The organism is Sphingomonas sp. IC4-52 (assembly GCF_020707225.1).
Lineage (GTDB): Bacteria > Pseudomonadota > Alphaproteobacteria > Sphingomonadales > Sphingomonadaceae > Sphingomonas.
Genome location: NZ_JAJFEU010000001.1, coordinates 658,729 through 676,881 on the forward strand (window position 1 = coordinate 658,729; position 18,153 = coordinate 676,881).

An 18,153-nucleotide genomic window follows, 5' to 3' on the forward strand; every position below is an offset into this window, starting at 1 on the left:
GATGCGCGCTTTTTCAAAGCCGGTTCGCCTGTCACTCGCGATCGCGCTTGCAGCAACGACCAGCGCGATCGTGCCAGTGGCAGCGTCGGCGCAGACCGCTGCGGCTCCGGGCACCACGCTTCAGGTCGCGACCAATCGCGGCCGCCTGATCAATCTGCCCCGCCCCATGAGCGATCTGTTCGTGGCCAATCCAGACATCGCCGACGTCCAGGTCCGCTCGCCAACGCAGCTTTATGTGTTCGGCAAGAAATCCGGGGAAACGACGATCTCGGCCACGTCAAAGGCGGGCGCGGTGGTCTATGCCGCGACGGTTCGGGTGGGCAACAATTTCGATTCGCTCGGGCAGATGCTGTCGATGGCGATGCCGGAAGCGGACATTACGCCGACCACGATGAACGGGGTCGTGCTGCTGACCGGTACCGTCGGCAGCCCCGAAGATGCCGCCGAGGCCGAACGGCTGGTGCAGGCATTCGTTGGCGAGGACACTAAGGTGATCAGCCGGCTGCGCACCGCCACCCCGTTGCAGGTCAACCTTCAGGTTCGATTTGCCGAAGTCAATCGCAGCTTCGTGAAGAACATCGGCGCGAACCTCACCACGATCGACGGCACTGGCGGGTTCAAGTTCGGTATCGGCAGCGGCCGGCCGGTCGGCAGCATTACTACCGACCCGCGTCTGCCACTTGGCATTGGCGGGACCGTGCAGGGCTACACGATCGATCCAACCGCGATCACGCGTCTTCCCAACGGCGAAATCGACCCAGCGTCGATCAAATGGGTTCAGAAGGCGGGCACGACCATCACGCCGGGCACGCAGCGCACCACCGTCGGCTTCCTGACGAAGCTCCTCGGTCTCGATCTCGCCGGCGCGCTGGATCTGGGCGAGCGGATCGGCCAGGTCACGAGCCTCGCCAATCCGAACCTGACGGCGCTGTCGGGGGAAACCGGCACGTTCCTGGCAGGCGGTGAAATTCCGATCCCAATCACGCAGGGGCTGGGCGGCGTTGGCGTCGAGTACAAGCAATATGGCGTCAGCCTCGCCTACACGCCCACCGTTCTGTCGGACGGGCGCATCTCGCTTCGCGTGCGCCCCGAAGTGTCGCAGCTGGACTATTCGAACGCAGTGACGGTCGGCGGCGCGCAGGTGCCTGGCCTCACCACGCGCCGGACTGAAACCACCGTGGAACTCGGGTCCGGCCAGAGCTTCATGATCGCCGGCCTGCTGCAGAACAGCCATAACAACTCGATCGAGAAGACGCCGGGCGCGGGCGACATTCCGATCCTGGGTGCGCTGTTCCGCTCCAACGGGTTCCAGCGCAACGAGACCGAGCTGGTGATCGTGATCACCCCTTATCTCGTGCAGCCGGTGAACGGTAATGACATCAAACTGCCGACGGACGGATACAAGTCACCGACCGACGTGGAACGGGTGCTGCTTGGCCAGCTTTCATCAGGCACCAATGGTGGCGAACGGCCCAAGCCGACGATTGAGGCCGGGCCACCGGCCGCACCGGCGATCGGCGCGACCACGCCGATCATGCCGACGGCAGCCGTGCCCCTGGCCGGCGGTGCGGACGAAAAGGCCGTCAGTGCCGCAAACGGCGGCAAGGGCAAGAAGAACAAGAAAAACGATGCGCCCGCCCCGGGCTTTTCGTTGAACTGATGGTGACGGTGAGGAACAGCAACATGCTCAAGCGCACTCTCCTCCTCGGCATGGCGCCGGTTCTGATGATCGGCGGATGCGGCGGCGGCACCATCAATCGCGGGCTGGAATCGGTGCACCAGCCGGTCGTTGCCCGCGCTGATTACGCGTTCGACGTTGGCTCTGGTCCGGGCGGGCTTGCTCCGGGTGAGGCAGAGCGGCTGAGCGCGTGGATGGGTTCGCTGAGGGTCGGCTACGGCGATCGCGTCGCGGTGGACGATCCGGCCCGCGACGCGGCGACGCGCGCCGACGTGGCGGCTGCCGCTGCGCGCTTTGGCCTGCTGGTTTCGGACGAGGCGCCCGTCACACCAGCGCCAATCGCCCAGGGCACCGCTCGCGTCGTCGTCAGCCGTGCGCGCGCCTATGTGCCGGGTTGCCCCGACTACAGCCGCATGTCCGAGCCGAACTTCGGGGCGCACACCTCCTCCAACCATGGTTGCGCCGTGAATTCCAACCTGGCCGCCATGGTCGCCAATCCGACCGACCTGGTTCGCGGCGAGGGCACCAACAGCTCCTATGATCCGGCGGTTGCCAGCAAGGCCATTGACCGGTTCCGCAGGGCAGAGCCGACCGGACGCGGCGGCACCGTCGTCAACGGCGAAAGCACCAGCGGAAACGCGGGGGGCCGTTAAGATGAACGCACCATGGAAGCTTGCCGGCGCTACGAACCGGGAGCCGTTCGTCGCCTATGTCTGTGATGAGAACACCGCCGAGACGTTGCGCCCGGTGGTCAGTGAGATGGGCTGGTCCGCCGAGAAAGTGAACAAGGGCGGCCTGCGCAACGCGGTGCAGTCACTCTCGGTATCCGCCTCGCCGCAGATCCTGTTCGTCGATCTTGCCGAATCCGGCGATCCACTGAACGATATCAACTCCCTCGCCGAAGTCTGCGAGCCCGGCACGATCGTCATCGCCTCTGGCCAAGTGAACGACGTCCGCCTGTATCGCGATCTCGTTTCCAGCGGGATCCAGGACTATCTGCTGAAGCCGCTCAGCCCCGACATGCTGCGCGACGCGTTCAGCCACGCGCAGTTGCTGCTCAACACGCCCAAGGTCGTGGAGAGCGCCAGCGAGCACCCGCATTGCTCGGTTGCGGTGATCGGGACCCGCGGCGGCGCAGGCGCGTCGACCATCGCGACCTCCCTCGCCTGGCTGATGAGTGAGCGCGAGCGCAGGTCGACCGCGCTGCTGGATCTGGATGTCCATTTCGGCACGGGCGCCCTGGCGCTTGATCTCGAACCTGGCCGCGGGCTGACCGACGCCATCGAGAATCCCAGCCGCATCGACGGCCTGTTCATCGAACGGGCGATGGTCCGCGCCTCGGAAAAGCTGGCGGTATTGTCGGCAGAGGCACCGATCACCGCGCCCATCGTGTCCGATGGGGGCGCCTATCTGCAGTTGCAGGAAGAAATGCGCGCGGCATTCGAATGCACGGTGGTGGACCTGCCGCGCAGCATGCTGGTGAGCCATCCGCAGCTCATGAACCAGATGCAAACGGTGGTGATCGTCACCGAGCTGACCCTTGCCGCGGCGCGGGACAGCATCCGCCTGCTCTCCTGGCTGAAGTCCAACGCTCCCGAAGCACAGGTCCTGGTGCTCGCCAACAAGGTGCACCCGTCGGCCCAGCTGGAAATCAGCCGAAAGGACTTCGAAACCTCCATCGAACGCAAGATCGACTATGTCGTGCCGTTCGACCAGAAGCTGGCCGCGCAGGCCGCGAAGCTGGGCAAGCCGCTCGTCGAAGCTGGCAAGACCACCAAGACGGTCGCGGCAATCGCCGAGATCGTAACTCACCTGTGCTTCATCACCCAGGACGACGCGACGCTCGGCAAGGGTGCCCGCCGTGGCAAGGCCGGCACGTCGCTGATGGGCAAGTTTGCGGATCTTAAAGGGTTGATGCCCAGAAGGCCGGCCAAGAGCTGATCGCGCTCAGGCCCGGAACGTAGGAGAACGGAACCCGACATGCCCCTGTTACCGGTGATTACCTTGGCGGTCGGCGCACTCGTCACCTTGGGGCTGGTGTACTTCGCCCTGGCCGGCCCTTCGCCCGAACGAGTGGCATCGCGCCGCCTGGATGCCGTGCGGCAGCGTTATTCCGAGGCGCCCGGCGACGCGGTCGAGGCACAGTTGCGCCGCATCACCGGACGCGGCGCCACCAAGGCAGACCGCGCGGCCATGCGGTTCCTGCCGCGGCCCGAAGAGTTGCAGAAGCGCCTGAACATGACGGGCAAACCGTGGACGGTTGGCCGCTACGGGGGCATTACCCTTGGCATCTTCGTCGCAACATCGCTGCTCCTGCTGCTGCTGGGCTTTCCCCTGTTACTTGCCCTCTTCCTTGGCTTGGCAGCCGGCGGCGGCATCCCGCACTTCGCCGTGAGTTATGTCATCGGCCGGCGCATCAAGGCCTTCAACGCCAAGTTCCCCGATGCCATCGAGCTCCTGGTCCGTGGTTTGCGCTCGGGCCTGCCGATCACCGAAACCATGTCGGTGGTGGGAAGCGAAGTGAGCGGGCCGGTGGGTGAGGAATTCCGCGCGGTCGCCGACAAGATGAGGATCGGCCGTTCCATGGACGTGGCGCTTCAGGAAACCGCGGATCGCCTCGGCACCGCTGAATTCCAGTTCTTTGTCATCACCATCGCCATCCAGCGCGAAACCGGCGGCAATCTGGCGGAGACGTTGCAGAACCTTGCCACCGTGCTTCGTCTGCGTGGTCAGATGAAGCTGAAGATCCGCGCGATGTCGTCGGAGTCCAAGGCGTCGGCAATGATCATCGGCGCGCTGCCGTTCATCGTGTTCGGCCTGATCTGGTTCATCAACGGCAGCTACATGCAGAAGTTCTTCATGGACGAGCGCCTGATGGTGGCCGGCGTGGGCGGCCTCATCTGGATGAGCATCGGCGCCTTCATCATGTCCAAGATGGTCAATTTCGAGATTTGATGATGGATCCGACACAAGGCCCGACGCTGCTTGGCGTGGACGTAATTTGGGTGGCCACCATCCTCGCGGCGGTCGCGGCGGCAGCGGTGTTCGTCGCCATCTATGCCGCGGTCAGCGTGCGCGATCCGATGACCAAGCGGATCAAGGCGCTGAACGATCGCCGTGAACAGCTGAAGGCTGGCATCACCGCCTCGACCAGCAAGCGGCGGGCGAAACTGGTGCAGAAGAGCGAAAGCGCAGATCGCATCCGGCAGCTGCTGGAATCGCTCAAGGTCCTTCAGGACAGCCAGCTGAAGGAGGCGCAGACCAAGCTGCTGCAGGCCGGCATTCGAAAGAAGGAATGGGCGGTCGGCGTTATCTTCGGCCGAATGATGCTGCCGATCGTGTTCGGCGGCTTCATGCTCTTCCTGGTTTATGGCACCGAAAATTTCGCCCATTGGTCGGCGCTCAAGCGCTACCTCGTCGTCGCGGGCACGTTCATCCTGAGCTACAAAGCGCCGGACATCTACCTCAAAAACCAGATTACCAAGCGATCCGACGCGATCCGCAAGGGATTGCCCGACGCGCTGGATCTGCTCGTCATCTGCGCGGAGGCTGGGCTTACTGTCGATGCTGCCTTTCACCGGGTGGCGAAGGAACTTGGCAAAGCGTACCCCGAACTCGGTGACGAATTCGCGCTGACCGCGATCGAACTGGGCTTCCTTACCGACCGACGTCTTGCCTTCGAAAACCTTGCTGGCCGCGTCGCGCTGGAGGAAGTGAAAGGCATCGTCACCACCATGGTGCAGACGGAGAAATACGGCACGCCGCTTGCGAGCGCGCTGCGGGTGCTGTCGGGCGAGTTCCGCAACGAACGGATGATGCGCGCGGAAGAAAAGGCAGCCCGCCTGCCCGCCATCATGACGGTGCCATTGATCCTGTTCATTCTTCCGGTGCTGTTCGTCGTCATCCTGGGCCCAGCGGCCTGTTCGATCAGCGACGCGTTCATCGGCGGCAACTTCTAAGGCCTCGCGCCGGCGGAACGCGGACCGTGAACCATCGTTTGACCTGCGTAACAGGAGGAACGCGATGCTCTTCACGACGCCTACGCAATGGCTGGCGCTCGCCGTAGCGCTGATCGCTGGCTGGCTGCTGGGACTGGCGAGCCATCCGGGCGGCCGCAAATGGAAGCAACGCTACGCCGACGAGCGTGATGTGCATGGCCGCACGCGCAAGGATCTGGACGCAAGACTGGCGGAACGAGACGCGCGCATTGCGGAACTCGAACGCGAGAACGCGCGGCTGGCGCACGCCGTCCCGGTTGCAGCGACGACAGCCACGACCGCTCCTGTAGCGGCGACGCGGGCGCCCGTGGCGCAGAGCGCGGCACGGCCCGCCGGCACCATGCGCGCGCGGTGGTTTGACTGGAAGAACCGGGTCGGTGCGAACGGCTGAGCGGCCGTTCGTGATCTGAGCTTTGGCTGGTGCCGAGCGGCACTGCCATTCACTCCGGCAATAGCCTGTTTGTGACTTAGGGTCGTGCCCGCCGGAGAGCCGTGGGCTCCGCGGCTGCGCTGCCTACTACGCCTGAAGCCGTGATGAGCGTGCGCCCGGCCTGATGCGTCAAGCGCACTGGACACCCGCGCGGCTGAGAGAGCTCAACCGCTCGGGCGGACGCCGGTGAACGGCCCCCGCCCTTACCTCTCGTATCAGCCGCGAGCCTTCAACGCTGCCTGCGCTGCGGCGAGGCGAGCGATCGGCACGCGATAAGGCGATGCCGACACGTAATCGAGCCCGACGCTTTCGCAGAAAGCGATCGATGCAGGGTCGCCGCCATGCTCGCCGCAAATGCCGAGCTTCAACTTGGGCTTGGTGGCCCGGCCGCGCTCAGCCGCCAGCTTCACCAATTCGCCCACGCCCTCGACATCCAGGCTGACGAAAGGATCCTTGGCGTAAATACCCTGCTCCACATAGGAGCCGAGGAACCGGCCAGCGTCGTCGCGGCTAACGCCCAGCGTCGTCTGCGTCAGGTCGTTGGTGCCGAAGGAGAAGAACTCTCCGGCTTCAGCGATCTCCCCGGCGCGCAGCGCAGCGCGGGGCAGTTCGATCATCGTGCCGACCAGATAGTCGATGGTCTTCCCACGTTCCGAGAAAACCGCCTTTGCGGTACGATCGACCACGGCCTTCATCAGCTCCAGTTCGCGCTTGGTGGCGACCAGCGGGATCATGACCTCCGGGATCGGCGCCTCGCCGGACTTGTCCGCGACATCCAGCGCCGCCTCGAAGATCGCCCGAGCCTGCATCTCGTAGATTTCGGGATACGTCACACCGAGCCGGCAGCCGCGATGGCCGAGCATCGGATTGAACTCGTGCAACTCGGCAGCGCGACGCTTCAGCACGTCAATGTCGACACTGGCCGCGGCGGCCACTTCGCTGAACTCCGCCTCTTCATGCGGCAGGAATTCGTGCAGCGGCGGATCCAGCAGGCGCACCGTTACGGGCAGGCCAGCCATCACCTCGAAGATCTCGGCAAAGTCGCTGCGCTGCTCGGGAAGCAGCTTCTCGAGCGCAGCACGGCGACCGGCCTCATCCTCCGCCAGGATCATCTGGCGCACAGCGGTGATCCGGTCAGCCTCGAAGAACATATGCTCCGTGCGGCACAGACCAACGCCTTCCGCGCCGAAATCGCGCGCGGTGCGGCAGTCCAGCGGGGTTTCAGCGTTGGCACGCACCTTCAGGCGGCGAACTTCGTCGGCCCATTCCATCAGCGTCCCGAAATCGCCCGCCAGCTCCGGCTGGATCGTCGCGACTTCGCCCGCCATCACCTCTCCGGTGGCGCCGTCGATCGTCAGGAGGTCACCCTCCCTCACTTCACGTCCGCCGACACGGGCGATCTTTGCCTTGCTGTCGATCGAGAGCGCACCCGCGCCCGACACGCAGGGACGGCCCATGCCGCGCGCCACCACGGCGGCGTGGCTGGTCATGCCGCCGCGCGCCGTCAGAATGCCCTTCGCGGCGTGCATGCCGTGAATGTCCTCCGGCGAGGTTTCGGTGCGCACGAGGATCACCGCCTTGTTCTCGGCAGCCCACTTCTCGGCGGTGTCCGCATCGAAAACCGCCGCGCCGCTTGCCGCGCCCGGTGATGCCGGCAGGCCCTTGGTCAGGACGTCGCGCGCGGCCTTGGGATCAAGCGTCGGGTGAAGCAGCTGGTCAAGCGCCTGCGGGTCGACGCGCGCGATCGCTTCCTCGCGGGTGATCAGGCCTTCGGCCGCCATGTCGACCGCAATCTTCAGCGCGGCCTTCGCCGTCCGCTTGCCCGAGCGCGTCTGGAGCATCCAGAGCTTGCCCTGCTGCACCGTGAACTCGATGTCCTGCATGTCGCGATAATGACGCTCAAGCCGATCGAACACGGCAGCGAGCTCCGTGTAGGCGTCGGGCAGCGCTTCTTCCATGCTGAGCGGCTTGGCACCCGCATCTTCACGCGCGGCCTTCGTCAGATATTGCGGCGTCCGGATGCCGGCCACCACGTCTTCGCCCTGCGCGTTGATCAGGAACTCGCCGTAATAGGCATTGTGGCCGGTAGACGGATCGCGCGTGAAGGCGACGCCAGTCGCGGACGTGTCGCCCATGTTGCCGAACACCATCGCCTGCACATTAACGGCAGTGCCCCAGCTGCCGGGGATGTCGTTCAAACGGCGATAGACCTTGGCCCGGTCCGACTGCCACGAGCCGAACACCGCGCCAATCGCGCCCCAGAGCTGGTCGTGCACATCCTGCGGGAACGGCTTGCCCTGCTGTTCCTCGACCAGGCCCTTGAACTCGGCGACAAGCGCCTTCCAGTCGGCCGCCGACAATTCCGTGTCGAGCGTGAAGCCCTTGTCTTCCTTGGCAACCTCCAGCGCTTCTTCAAAGGCACCGTGGTCCAGGCCGAGCACCACGTCCGAATACATCTGGATGAAGCGGCGATAGCTGTCCCAGGCGAACCGCTCGTCGCCGCTCGCGCTGGCGAGCCCCTCAACCGTCTCGTCATTGAGGCCGAGGTTGAGAACGGTGTCCATCATCCCGGGCATCGAGACACGCGCGCCCGAGCGAACGGAAACCAGCAGCGGGTCCGACGCATCGCCGAACTTCTTGCCAGTGATCCCCTCGATGTGGGCGATGCCGTTGGCCACTTCGTCGCGCAGGCTCTGCGGGAAGGCTTCGCCCTCCTCGTAATAGCGCGTGCACATGGCGGTGCTGATGGTGAAGCCCGGCGGCACCGGCAGGCCGATCGACGCCATTTCGGCGAGGTTCGCACCCTTGCCGCCCAAGAGGTTCTTGTCCCCGCTCCCGCCGTCGGACACGCCGCCCCCAAAGCGGTAGACGTACCGTTCATCCGCCTGGGTCTTAACCGCGGTTGCCATGGGTTATCGCCTCCTGAATCTCGTTATTGCGCCGCAACACACGTCCAGACGCCGGATTGCAAGCGCAAAGCGGCACCTAAGTAGATGTAACCGTTTACCCGCTCATCCCTCGATGCGGGAGAAATCGGCAACACCGTGAACGGCAGCCCGAACCCGCGCGAGCAACGCCAGGCGGCCGGCACGCTTGTTCGAATCTGCATCGTTTACGGTGACTTGATCGAAGAACGAGTCAATGGGGGCGCGCAAGGTGGCCAGTGCCGCCATTGCTGCTTCGAAATCCTCGTTCGCGATCGCGTTGGCTGACGCAGGTTCGGCCGCATCCAACGCGGCGACCAGCGCCGCCTCTGCCGGTTCCCGGTCGTAATCGGCCGCGGATGGCGCGGCGTCGGCCAGATAACCTTCCTTCTTCAGGATGTTCGCGGCGCGCTTGTAGCCAGCGAGCAGGTTCGCGCCATCTTCGGTCCCAACGAACGACTGCAACGCCTTCACCCGCGCGAGCAGGCGGACGAGATCATCCTCGCCGCCGAGCGCGAACACCGCGTCGATCAGGTCGTGGCGAACGCCGGCTTCGCGCTGTTGGACCTTGAGGCGGTCGGCGAAGAAATCGAGCACGTCGCCGTTGGCGATCCGCGACAGCGAGAAGCGGAGGCCGTTGTCGAGGATCAGCGCAAGGATGCCCAGCGCGGAGCGGCGAAGCGCGAACGGATCCTTGGAGCCGCTGGGCTTCAGATCGGCGCCGAAGAACTGGGTGATGCTGTCGAGCTTGTCCGCCAGCGAGACCGCGACCGTCACCGGGGCGGTGGGGACGTCGTCGCCCTGCCCCACGGGCTTGTAGTGGTCGCGGATCGCCTCGGCGACCTCGGCGGGTTCGCCCTGCGCGGCGGCGTAATAGCCGCCCATCAGGCCCTGGAGCTCGGGGAATTCGCCGACCATGCCGGTAACGAGATCGGCCTTGGCGAGGCGCGCGGCGCGCTCCGCGAGATCAGAGTCGGCGCCCTTGACGATGCCTTCCTCGGCCAGCCAGCGGGCGAGCTTCGCGACGCGGTCGACCTTGTCGGCGACGGTGCCGAGCTTTTCGTGGAAGACGATCTTTTCGAGCTTGGGACGTAAGTCGTCCAGCTTCGTCTTGAGATCGGTTTCGTAGAAGAAGCGCGCGTCGGCGAGGCGCGCGGCGAGGACCTTGCGGTTGCCCTCCACGATCCGCTCGCCGCCGTCCGACGCGTCGATGTTCGCGGTGCAGACGAAAGCGTTGGCGAGCTTTCCACCCGCGTCGCGACAGACGAAATACTTCTGGTTCACGCGCGCGGTGAGCTGGATCACCTCGGGCGGCACATCGAGGAACGCTTCGTCGAAGCGGCCGAGCAGCGGCACCGGCCATTCGGTGAGGCCGGCGTTTTCGGTGACCAGTCCTTCGTCCTCGATCAGCGTGAGGCCGGCCATGTTCGCCGCGAGCTTCGCGCCTAGCGCGATGGTCGCGCGGCGCTCGTTCTGGTCGACGATGACGTGGCAGGCGCGCAGCTTCTCGACATAGTCGGCCGCGCTGCCGATGGTGATGACGCCCGGGTGGTGGAAGCGGTGGCCGACCGTCGCCGCGCCGCTTTCGACGCCGGCGATCGCGCAGGGCACCACATCCTCGCCGAACAACGCGATGATGCCCTGCAGCGGGCGGACCCAGCGCAGGCTCTCGGTCGAGATCGAGGCATCGCCCCAGCGCATCGACTTGGGCCAGGGGAAGGCGCGGATGATCGCCGGGATCGCCTCCGCCAGCACATCGGCGGTGGCGCGGCCGGGCTTGTCGATCACCGCGAACAGGGTGGCACGGCCCTTCACCTCGCGGGTCTGGAGCGCGTCACGGGTGAGGCCGGCCTTGCGCAGGAAGCCTTCGACCGCAGCGTCGGGCGCGCCCGCCGGCGGGCCCTTCAGCTCCTCGCTGACCGCCGCGGTCTCGGCCGGCAGGTCACGCGCAATCAGCGCCAGGCGACGCGGCGTCGCATAGGTGACGAGTTCGGCGGCCTTCAGCCCGGCCTTGTCCCGTTCGGCGGCAAACAGGCGGGCGAGATCCTCGCGCGCCTTGTCCTGCATGCGCGCCGGGATTTCCTCCGAGCGCAATTCGAGGAGGAAGTCGGTCACGCCATCCACCCGTTCTTTTCCATATACGCCGTGCAGGCACCCTTCGCGAGATCGCGGACGCGGCCGATATAGGCCTGACGCTCGGCGACGGAGATCACGCCGCGCGCGTTCAGCAGGTTGAAGATGTGGCTTGCCTCAATCGCCTGCTCATAGGCCGGGATCGGCAGCTTTGCGGCGAGGCAATTCTCGCACTCGGCCGTCGCCTTGCGGAACAGGTCGAACAACGTGTCGGTGTCGGCGACCTCGAAGTTCCAGGTCGACATCTGCCGTTCGTTTTCGAGGAACACGTCGCCATAGGAAACGCCCGCATCGTTGAAGCGCAGGTCGTACACATTGTCGACGTTCTGGATGTACATCGCCAGCCGTTCGAGCCCGTAGGTGAGCTCGCCGGCGACCGGCTTGCAATCAAAGCCGCCCATCTGCTGGAAATAGGTGAACTGGGTCACCTCCATCCCATCGCACCACACTTCCCAGCCAAGGCCCCAGGCGCCCAGCGTCGGGCTTTCCCAGTCATCCTCGACGAAGCGGATGTCGTGGCGGGTGAAATCGATCCCGATCGCCGCGAGAGAGCCGAGATACAGCTCTTGAAGGTCGGGCGGGCTGGGCTTCAGGATCACCTGATACTGGTAATAATGCTGCAGCCGGTTCGGGTTCTCGCCATAGCGGCCGTCGGTCGGGCGGCGGCTGGGCTGGACAAAGGCGGCGTTCCACGGATCGGGCCCTAGGGCGCGCAGCGTCGTGGCGGGGTGAAAGGTGCCCGCGCCCATGCGCATGTCATAGGGTTGCAGAATGGCGCAGCCCCGCGCTCCCCAATAGGAATGGAGGCGCAGGATCATGTCCTGGAAGCTCAATGGCACGTCTGTTGAGGTGGCGTTCATCGCGCGGCGGGCAATGGCGGATGGCTCGCCAACAGGCAAGGGCCACGCTAGGCTCGTCCGTGCCCCGATCAGGAAGGTTGCATAAACCCGTGTTCCGTCCCTTCATCTCGCTGTTCGCTTCCGTCGGCCTCGCCTTCACCCTGCCCGCATGTGCACAACCCGCCCCGGCGCCGCAGAAGGATGCCGATCCCGCGCTCTGGGTCGTGCGGGACAAGGACACGACGATCTACCTCTTCGGCACCATCCACGTCCTGAAACCTGGACTGACGTGGTTTGATGAAGCGGTGAAGAAGGCGTTCGATCGTTCGGGCACGCTGGTGCTGGAAATGGTGGAGCCGGACCAGGAGACCCAGCAGAAGGTGGTCGTCTCCAAGGCATTCGATCCGGTCGGCCCGACGCTTGTCGAAAAGCTGCCGGCGGAAAAACGGGCGGCGTTTGTGAAGGCGCTGGAGGACAACAAGCTCCCGCGTGCCTCGTTCGAGCGGATGCAACCGTGGTTCGCCGCGATCAGCCTGTCCGTGCTGCCCGTACAGAAGCTCGGCTATGACGCCGGAAACGGGCCGGAAGGGGTGCTGACCCGCGCGGCCAAGGCGCAGAAGAAACAAGTGATGGGCCTGGAAACGTTCGAGGGGCAGATGTCGATCTTCGACTCGCTGTCGCAGAAGGCGCAACTGCAACTGCTCAGCTCCACCGTCGAGGAACTGCCGAAGGCAGGTGAGACGATGGACCGGATGGTTGAGGATTGGGCCAAGGGCAACCCGGACGGCCTCGCCGCGACCATGAATGAAAGCCTGAAGGACTCGCCGGAGGTGAGCAAGGCGCTGCTGGTCGATCGCAACGCCAAATGGGCCGAGTGGATCGCGGAGCGGATGCGGACCCCCGGCCGGGTATTCATCGCGGTCGGCGCCGGCCATCTGGCCGGGCCGCAGAGCGTCCAGGCACAATTGGGCAAGTACAAGCTGAAGGCGGTACGGGTGAAGTACTGACCGCTGACGCCATGCCGGGAGGATTGCCTTTCGCGCCCCTCCCCGCTATGCGCGCCCGCTTCCGGCCATGGTCATCCCTGGAGGCGTGGCGCGGAAGGACAAACATGAGTTTCGGAGAATATTGATGAGCGACCAGCTGACGCTCGCAGCCGAGACGCGTGACCGGGTTGGCAAGGGAGCCTCCCGTGCACTGCGTCGTGCAGGCCGCGTACCCGCCGTGATCTACGGCCAGAACAAGGAACCCACCTCGATCCATCTCGAGGAAAAGGCGCTTGTGAAGGCGCTGGGCACCGGCCACTTCATGAACACCGTCGTGATGATCAACGGCGAGCGCACCCTGCCCAAGGACGTGCACTTCCACGCCGTGACTGACCGTCCGGTCCACGTCGACTTCCTGCGCATTTCCGCGCACACGACCGTCACCGTTGCAGTGCCGGTGGTGTTCGTTGACGAGGAAGAAGCGCCTGGCCTGAAGAAGGGCGGCGTGCTGAACGTCGTTCGTCACGAGCTGGAGCTGGTGTGCGACGCGGCCGAAATCCCGTCGGAAGTCACCATCTCGCTCAAGGGCCTGGACGTGGGCGATTCGCTCCACATCTCCGCCGTCACGCTGCCGAACGGCACGCAGTCGGCGATCGACGATCGCGATTTCACCATCGCGACCGTTGTTGCTCCGTCGGCCCTGAAGTCGGCCGAGGGCGACACGTCGACCGAAGCGGCTGAGGACGCTGCTGGCGAGTAACATCGCCGTTCGCCGTCTGTTGGCGGCGCGGTTTCGCGGGCGGGTGGCGGCAACGCCCCCGCCCGTTTTCGTTTGGGCGCCAGTGATACGCCAGTGATACGATGGGATCGGTGATGCAGCTATGGGTCGGCCTGGGCAATCCGGGCCCGCAATATGCGATGCAGCGGCACAATGTGGGCTTCATGGCGCTCGACGCGATTGCCGAGGTGCATGATTTCGGCGCCACGGCGAAGAAGTTCCAGGGCTGGGTGCGCGAGGGCCGGCTGGGCAACCAGAAGGTGCTGCTGCTGAAGCCCGCGACCTTCATGAACGAGAGCGGCCGCAGCGTTGCCGAGGCGCTGCGCTTCTACAAGCTGGGCGTCGAGGCGCTGACCGTGTTTCACGACGAGCTCGACCTTGCGCCGATGAAGGTGAAGGTGCGGATGGGCGGCGGGCTGGCGGGGCACAATGGCCTGCGCTCGATCGACCAGCATCTGGGGCCGGAGTTCCGCCGCGTACGTATCGGCATCGGGCATCCAGGGCACAAGGACCGCGTGACCGGCCATGTCCTTGGTAACTACGCCAAGAATGAGGTCGATCCGCTGAGCGATCTGCTGGGGGCACTTGCTGCGGAGGCACCGACGCTGGCGGCCGGGGGTGATGTGCGGTTCATGAACGACGTGGCGCTGCGGTTGCAGGGCTGACGGCGCCGCCCGCCCTTCCCACGGCCTTTCCCATTGGCGCGCGGCGCGATAACGGATCGAGCCATGTTGTTTCCGCCCGCCTCCTGCCCGCGCCTCGTGGTGAAGATCGGCTCGGCGCTCCTTGTCGACCCATCGGGCGCGGTGCGGCGGGACTGGCTCGCGGGAATTGCCGCCGATGTCGCGGCGCGCGCCGATGCCGGCCAGCAGGTGGCGATCGTTTCGTCGGGCGCGATCGCGCTGGGCGCGCGGCGGCTGGGGCTGCCGCGTGGCGGTCGGGCGAGCCTGGAGGATGCGCAGGCGGCGGCTGCAACGGGACAGATCGCGCTCAGCCAGACCTGGGCCGAGGTGCTGGCCGCCAACGGACTGACCGCGGCGCAGATGCTGGTGACGCTGGACGATCTGGAGGATCGCCGCCGCTACCTGAACGCCGCGGCGACGCTGGGCCGGCTGCTGCAGCTTGGTACCGTGCCCGTCATCAACGAGAATGACAGCGTGGCGACGGCCGAGATCCGCTTCGGCGATAATGACCGGCTGGCGGCGCGGGTGGCACAGGCGGCGGGGGCGGACGGCGTGGTGCTGCTGTCCGACATCGACGGCCTCTACGATCGCAATCCGGCGCAGCCCGGCGCGGTCCACATCCCGGAAGTGGCGCAGATCGACGCACGGATCGCCGCGATGGCGGACGACGGCTCCGCCTCCGGCATGGGATCGGGCGGGATGGTGTCGAAGATCGCCGCGGCGCGGATCGCGACCGGCGCAGGCGTTTCGCTGGCGATTGCCTCGGGCCGGGTTGACCGGCCGCTGTCGACGCAGGCGCGGCACACGATCTTCCTGCCCGAGAAACGTGCGCGGGCACGCAAGGCCTGGCTGGCGGGACGGCTGACCGCCAATGGCGTCATTACGGTGGATGCCGGCGCGGCGCAGGCGCTGGCGGCGGGGCGCAGCCTGCTGGCGGCGGGGGCGACCGCCGTCTCGGGCGATTTCGCGCGCGGCGACGTGGTGACGATCGCCGGCCCCGACGGGCCGATCGCGCGCGGGCTGGCGGAATATGACGCGGGCGAGATGCAGCGCCTGCTCGGCCGGCGCAGCGAGGAGCAGGAGGCGTTGCTCGGCTATGCGCCGCGATCTGCGCTGATCCACCGCAACCATATGGCGCTGCTGTGATCCTGGCGCTTACCGGCGGGACCGGCTTTGTCGGCCGGGCGACGATCGAGGCGGCGCTGGCGGCGGGGCATGAGGTCCGTGCGCTCACACGCCGACCGCAGCCGGCGCGCGACGGCGTTACCTGGGTGGCAGGCGCGCTGGACGATGCCGCGAGCCTCGCGGCGCTGGTCGAGGGCGCAGATGCGGTCATCCATATCGCGGGCGTGGTCAATGCGCCCGACAAAGCGGGCTTTGTCGCCGGTAATATCGAGGGCACGCGCAGGCTGGTGGCGGCGACGGGCGTGCGGCGGCTGGTGCACGTGTCGTCGCTGTCGGCCCGCGAGCCGCAGCTGTCGATCTACGGCTGGTCGAAGCGCGAGGCCGAGACGATCGTTGCTGAGAGCGCGAGCGACTGGACGATCGTGCGGCCGACCGGCGTCTATGGCCCCGGCGATACCGAGATGCGCGACATGTTCCGGCTGGCGCGGCTGGGCCTTGCCTTCTTGCCGCCGCCGGGGCGCGTGTCGCTGATCCATGTCGATGACCTGGCGCGGCTGCTCGTCCTGCTCGCCGAACGACCGGGCGGGCATGAATTGTACGAGGTCGACGATGGCGAGACACTGACCCACGCCGATCTTGCCGCCGCGATCGGCCGCGCGGTGGGGCGGCGGGTGATGCCGATGCATTTGCCCAAGCCGCTGATGCGGGTCGCGGCGCGGATCGACCGCAAATTCCGCGGCAACGGCGCCAAGCTGACACTCGACCGGGTCGAGTATCTCAGCCACCCCGACTGGACGGCGCGCGTCGATCATCGCCCGCCGGCGACGCTGTGGACGCCGCAGATCCCGCTTGACCAGGGCATGGCGCAGACCGCGCGGGCGTACGCCATCGCAGGATGACCACGCTTCCGCCGCATTCGATTGGCACCTCGCCCGCTTGCAGCTAAGGACCCGGCATGAGCGACCGCGACAGCATCTTCGACACCGTGAAGGCCCAGATCGAACCCTTCAACAAGAAGGGCGTGACGGTGACCGAGGCCACCACGTTCCAGGGCGATCTCGAATGGGATTCGCTGACCGTCATGGATTTCGTCGCCGCGATCGAGGACGAATTCGACATCATCATCACGATGAACATGCAGGCAGAGATCGAGACGGTGGGGCAACTCGCCGACGCCGTCGCCAAGCTGAAGAACTGAACGCCGCGTACCGCGCGGCGCTCAGCGCTTCGCGACGGATGACCAGGAACGTGGCCGGGCGCGGCGCGCCCGGTGACATGACACGACCCGATGTGAACGGTTGGGAATCTAACACATGACCGAAACCGGCCTCCAGGCTGAAGCCCTGCCCGTCGAGCCTGCCACCGTGGCTCCGGAACGCGACCTGTTCGACAAGTTCGCACCATTGATCGCCGAGCGGCAGGCGCTGCTCGAGAGCGGCGTGCGCGATCCGTTCGGCATCGTCATGGAGGAGGTGAAGAGCCCCACCGTCGCGGTGATCAAGGGCCGCGAGACGATCCTGCTGGGCACGTACAATTACATGGGTATGACGTTCGATCCCGACGTCATCGCCGCCGGCAAGCAGGCGTTCGACAAGTTCGGCAGCGGCACCAACGGCAGCCGCGCGCTGAACGGCACGTTCCACGACCATATGGAAGTCGAGCAGGCATTGCGCGACTTCTATGGCATGTCCGGCGCCATCGTCTTTTCAACGGGTTACCAAGCGAACCTCGGCATCATCTCAGCCATTGCGGCGAAGGGCGAGTATATCATCCTGGACGCCGACAGCCATGCGTCGATCTATGACGGATGCGCGATGGGTAATGCGGAGATCGTCCGCTTCCGCCACAATTCGGTCGAGGATCTCGACAAGCGGCTGGGCCGCCTTCCCAAGGAGCCGGGCAAGCTGGTCGTCCTGGAAGGCGTCTATTCGATGCTGGGCGACATTGCCCCGCTGAAGGAAATGGTCGCCGTCGCCAAGAAGCATGGCGCGATGGTGCTGGTCGACGAGGCGCATTCGATGGGCTTCTTTGGCCCCAACGGTCGCGGCGTCTATGAGGACCAGGGGCTGCAGGACCAGGTCGATTTCGTGATCGGCACCTTTTCCAAGTCGGTCGGCACGGTGGGCGGCTTCTGCGTGTCGAACCACCCGAAGTTCGAGATCCTGCGCTTCGTCTGCCGCCCCTATATCTTCACCGCCAGCCTGCCGCCCGCGGTGGTCGCGTCGGCCACGGCATCGATCCGCAAGCTGATGCACGCCAAGGACAAGCGCGAGCGGCTGTGGGCCAATACGCGGCAGCTGCACGGCGGGCTGAAGCAGCTTGGTTTCCGCCTGCCGACCGAAGAACCGGAATCGGCGATCGTCGCCGTCATCCTGAACGACCAGGAACAGGCGGTGCGGATGTGGCACGGGCTGCTGGAGGCCGGGCTGTACGTCAACGTCGCGCGTCCGCCCGCGACGCCGGCCGGCATGTTCCTGCTGCGCTGCTCGGTCTGCGCGGAACATACGCCCGAGCAGATGGCCAAGGTGGTGGCGATGTTCGAGGCGGCCGGGCGCGCCACCGGAGTGATCGCCTGATCC

The 18,153-nt window shown here is 65.9% G+C and carries 16 protein-coding genes; 13 read left to right on the forward strand and 3 right to left on the reverse strand.

Annotation, left to right across the window (positions count from 1 at the left end; genetic code table 11):
* Window position 1 precedes the first annotated feature (1 nt).
* From LK535_RS03235 to LK535_RS03260, 6 genes are all read left to right on the forward strand, one after another.
* Complete coding sequence (locus LK535_RS03235) at window positions 2–1,660, forward strand: type II and III secretion system protein family protein (RefSeq protein WP_227770439.1); 1,659 nt, start codon at window positions 2–4, stop codon at window positions 1,658–1,660.
* 23 nt (window positions 1,661–1,683) lie between these two features.
* Entirely contained in the window at window positions 1,684–2,331 is a 648-nt protein-coding gene (locus LK535_RS03240; RefSeq protein ID WP_227770440.1) for a CpaD family pilus assembly protein, read from the forward strand.
* Between the two features lies 1 nt (window position 2,332).
* Entirely contained in the window at window positions 2,333–3,619 is a 1,287-nt protein-coding gene (locus tag LK535_RS03245) for an AAA family ATPase (protein ID WP_227770441.1), read from the forward strand.
* A 39-nt stretch (window positions 3,620–3,658) separates the two neighbouring features.
* Entirely contained in the window at window positions 3,659–4,633 is a 975-nt protein-coding gene (locus LK535_RS03250; protein WP_227770442.1) for a type II secretion system F family protein, read from the forward strand.
* Between the two features lie 2 nt (window positions 4,634–4,635).
* Window positions 4,636–5,637: a type II secretion system F family protein gene (locus LK535_RS03255; RefSeq protein WP_227770443.1), complete on the forward strand. Its 1,002-nt coding sequence runs from the start codon at window positions 4,636–4,638 to the stop codon at window positions 5,635–5,637.
* Window positions 5,638–5,701: 64 nt separating this feature from the next.
* The gene (locus tag LK535_RS03260; protein ID WP_227770444.1) at window positions 5,702–6,067 is read left to right on the forward strand and encodes a hypothetical protein; all 366 of its coding nucleotides are present in this window, start codon (window positions 5,702–5,704) and stop codon (window positions 6,065–6,067) included.
* A 254-nt stretch (window positions 6,068–6,321) separates the two neighbouring features.
* Here LK535_RS03260 and ppdK read toward each other — a convergent pair whose 3' ends face one another.
* From ppdK to LK535_RS03275, 3 genes are all read right to left on the reverse strand, one after another.
* Window positions 6,322–9,015: a pyruvate, phosphate dikinase gene (gene ppdK / locus LK535_RS03265; RefSeq protein ID WP_227770445.1), complete on the reverse strand. Its 2,694-nt coding sequence runs from the start codon at window positions 9,013–9,015 to the stop codon at window positions 6,322–6,324.
* Window positions 9,016–9,117: 102 nt separating this feature from the next.
* Window positions 9,118–11,145: a glycine--tRNA ligase subunit beta gene (gene glyS / locus LK535_RS03270; protein ID WP_227770446.1), complete on the reverse strand. Its 2,028-nt coding sequence runs from the start codon at window positions 11,143–11,145 to the stop codon at window positions 9,118–9,120.
* On the reverse strand, window positions 11,142–11,981 hold the full coding sequence (locus tag LK535_RS03275) for a glycine--tRNA ligase subunit alpha (protein WP_415837095.1): 840 nt from the start codon (window positions 11,979–11,981) through the stop codon (window positions 11,142–11,144). Before LK535_RS03275 ends, glyS begins: the two co-directional genes overlap by 4 nt.
* A gap of 131 nt (window positions 11,982–12,112) precedes the next feature.
* On the opposite strand from LK535_RS03275, the gene LK535_RS03280 reads away from it, so the two are divergent.
* The 7 genes from LK535_RS03280 to spt all read left to right on the forward strand — a co-directional run bounded on the left by LK535_RS03280 (window position 12,113) and on the right by spt (window position 18,150).
* Complete coding sequence (locus tag LK535_RS03280) at window positions 12,113–13,009, forward strand: TraB/GumN family protein (RefSeq protein ID WP_227770447.1); 897 nt, start codon at window positions 12,113–12,115, stop codon at window positions 13,007–13,009.
* A gap of 124 nt (window positions 13,010–13,133) precedes the next feature.
* On the forward strand, window positions 13,134–13,748 hold the full coding sequence (locus LK535_RS03285) for a 50S ribosomal protein L25/general stress protein Ctc (protein ID WP_227770448.1): 615 nt from the start codon (window positions 13,134–13,136) through the stop codon (window positions 13,746–13,748).
* Window positions 13,749–13,861: 113 nt separating this feature from the next.
* Complete coding sequence (gene pth / locus LK535_RS03290) at window positions 13,862–14,431, forward strand: aminoacyl-tRNA hydrolase (RefSeq protein ID WP_227770449.1); 570 nt, start codon at window positions 13,862–13,864, stop codon at window positions 14,429–14,431.
* Window positions 14,432–14,494: 63 nt separating this feature from the next.
* Window positions 14,495–15,595, forward strand: a complete 1,101-nt coding sequence (gene proB, locus LK535_RS03295; protein ID WP_227770450.1) for a glutamate 5-kinase — start codon at window positions 14,495–14,497, stop codon at window positions 15,593–15,595.
* Window positions 15,592–16,473 (forward strand): NAD-dependent epimerase/dehydratase family protein, encoded by an 882-nt coding sequence (locus LK535_RS03300; protein WP_227770451.1) that lies wholly within the window; start codon window positions 15,592–15,594, stop codon window positions 16,471–16,473. The genes proB and LK535_RS03300 overlap by 4 nt, the downstream gene beginning before the upstream one ends.
* Window positions 16,474–16,529: 56 nt before the next feature.
* Entirely contained in the window at window positions 16,530–16,772 is a 243-nt protein-coding gene (locus LK535_RS03305; protein ID WP_046410945.1) for an acyl carrier protein, read from the forward strand.
* A 115-nt stretch (window positions 16,773–16,887) separates the two neighbouring features.
* The gene (gene spt, locus LK535_RS03310) at window positions 16,888–18,150 is read left to right on the forward strand and encodes a serine palmitoyltransferase (protein ID WP_227770452.1); all 1,263 of its coding nucleotides are present in this window, start codon (window positions 16,888–16,890) and stop codon (window positions 18,148–18,150) included.
* Window positions 18,151–18,153: the final 3 nt, after the last annotated feature.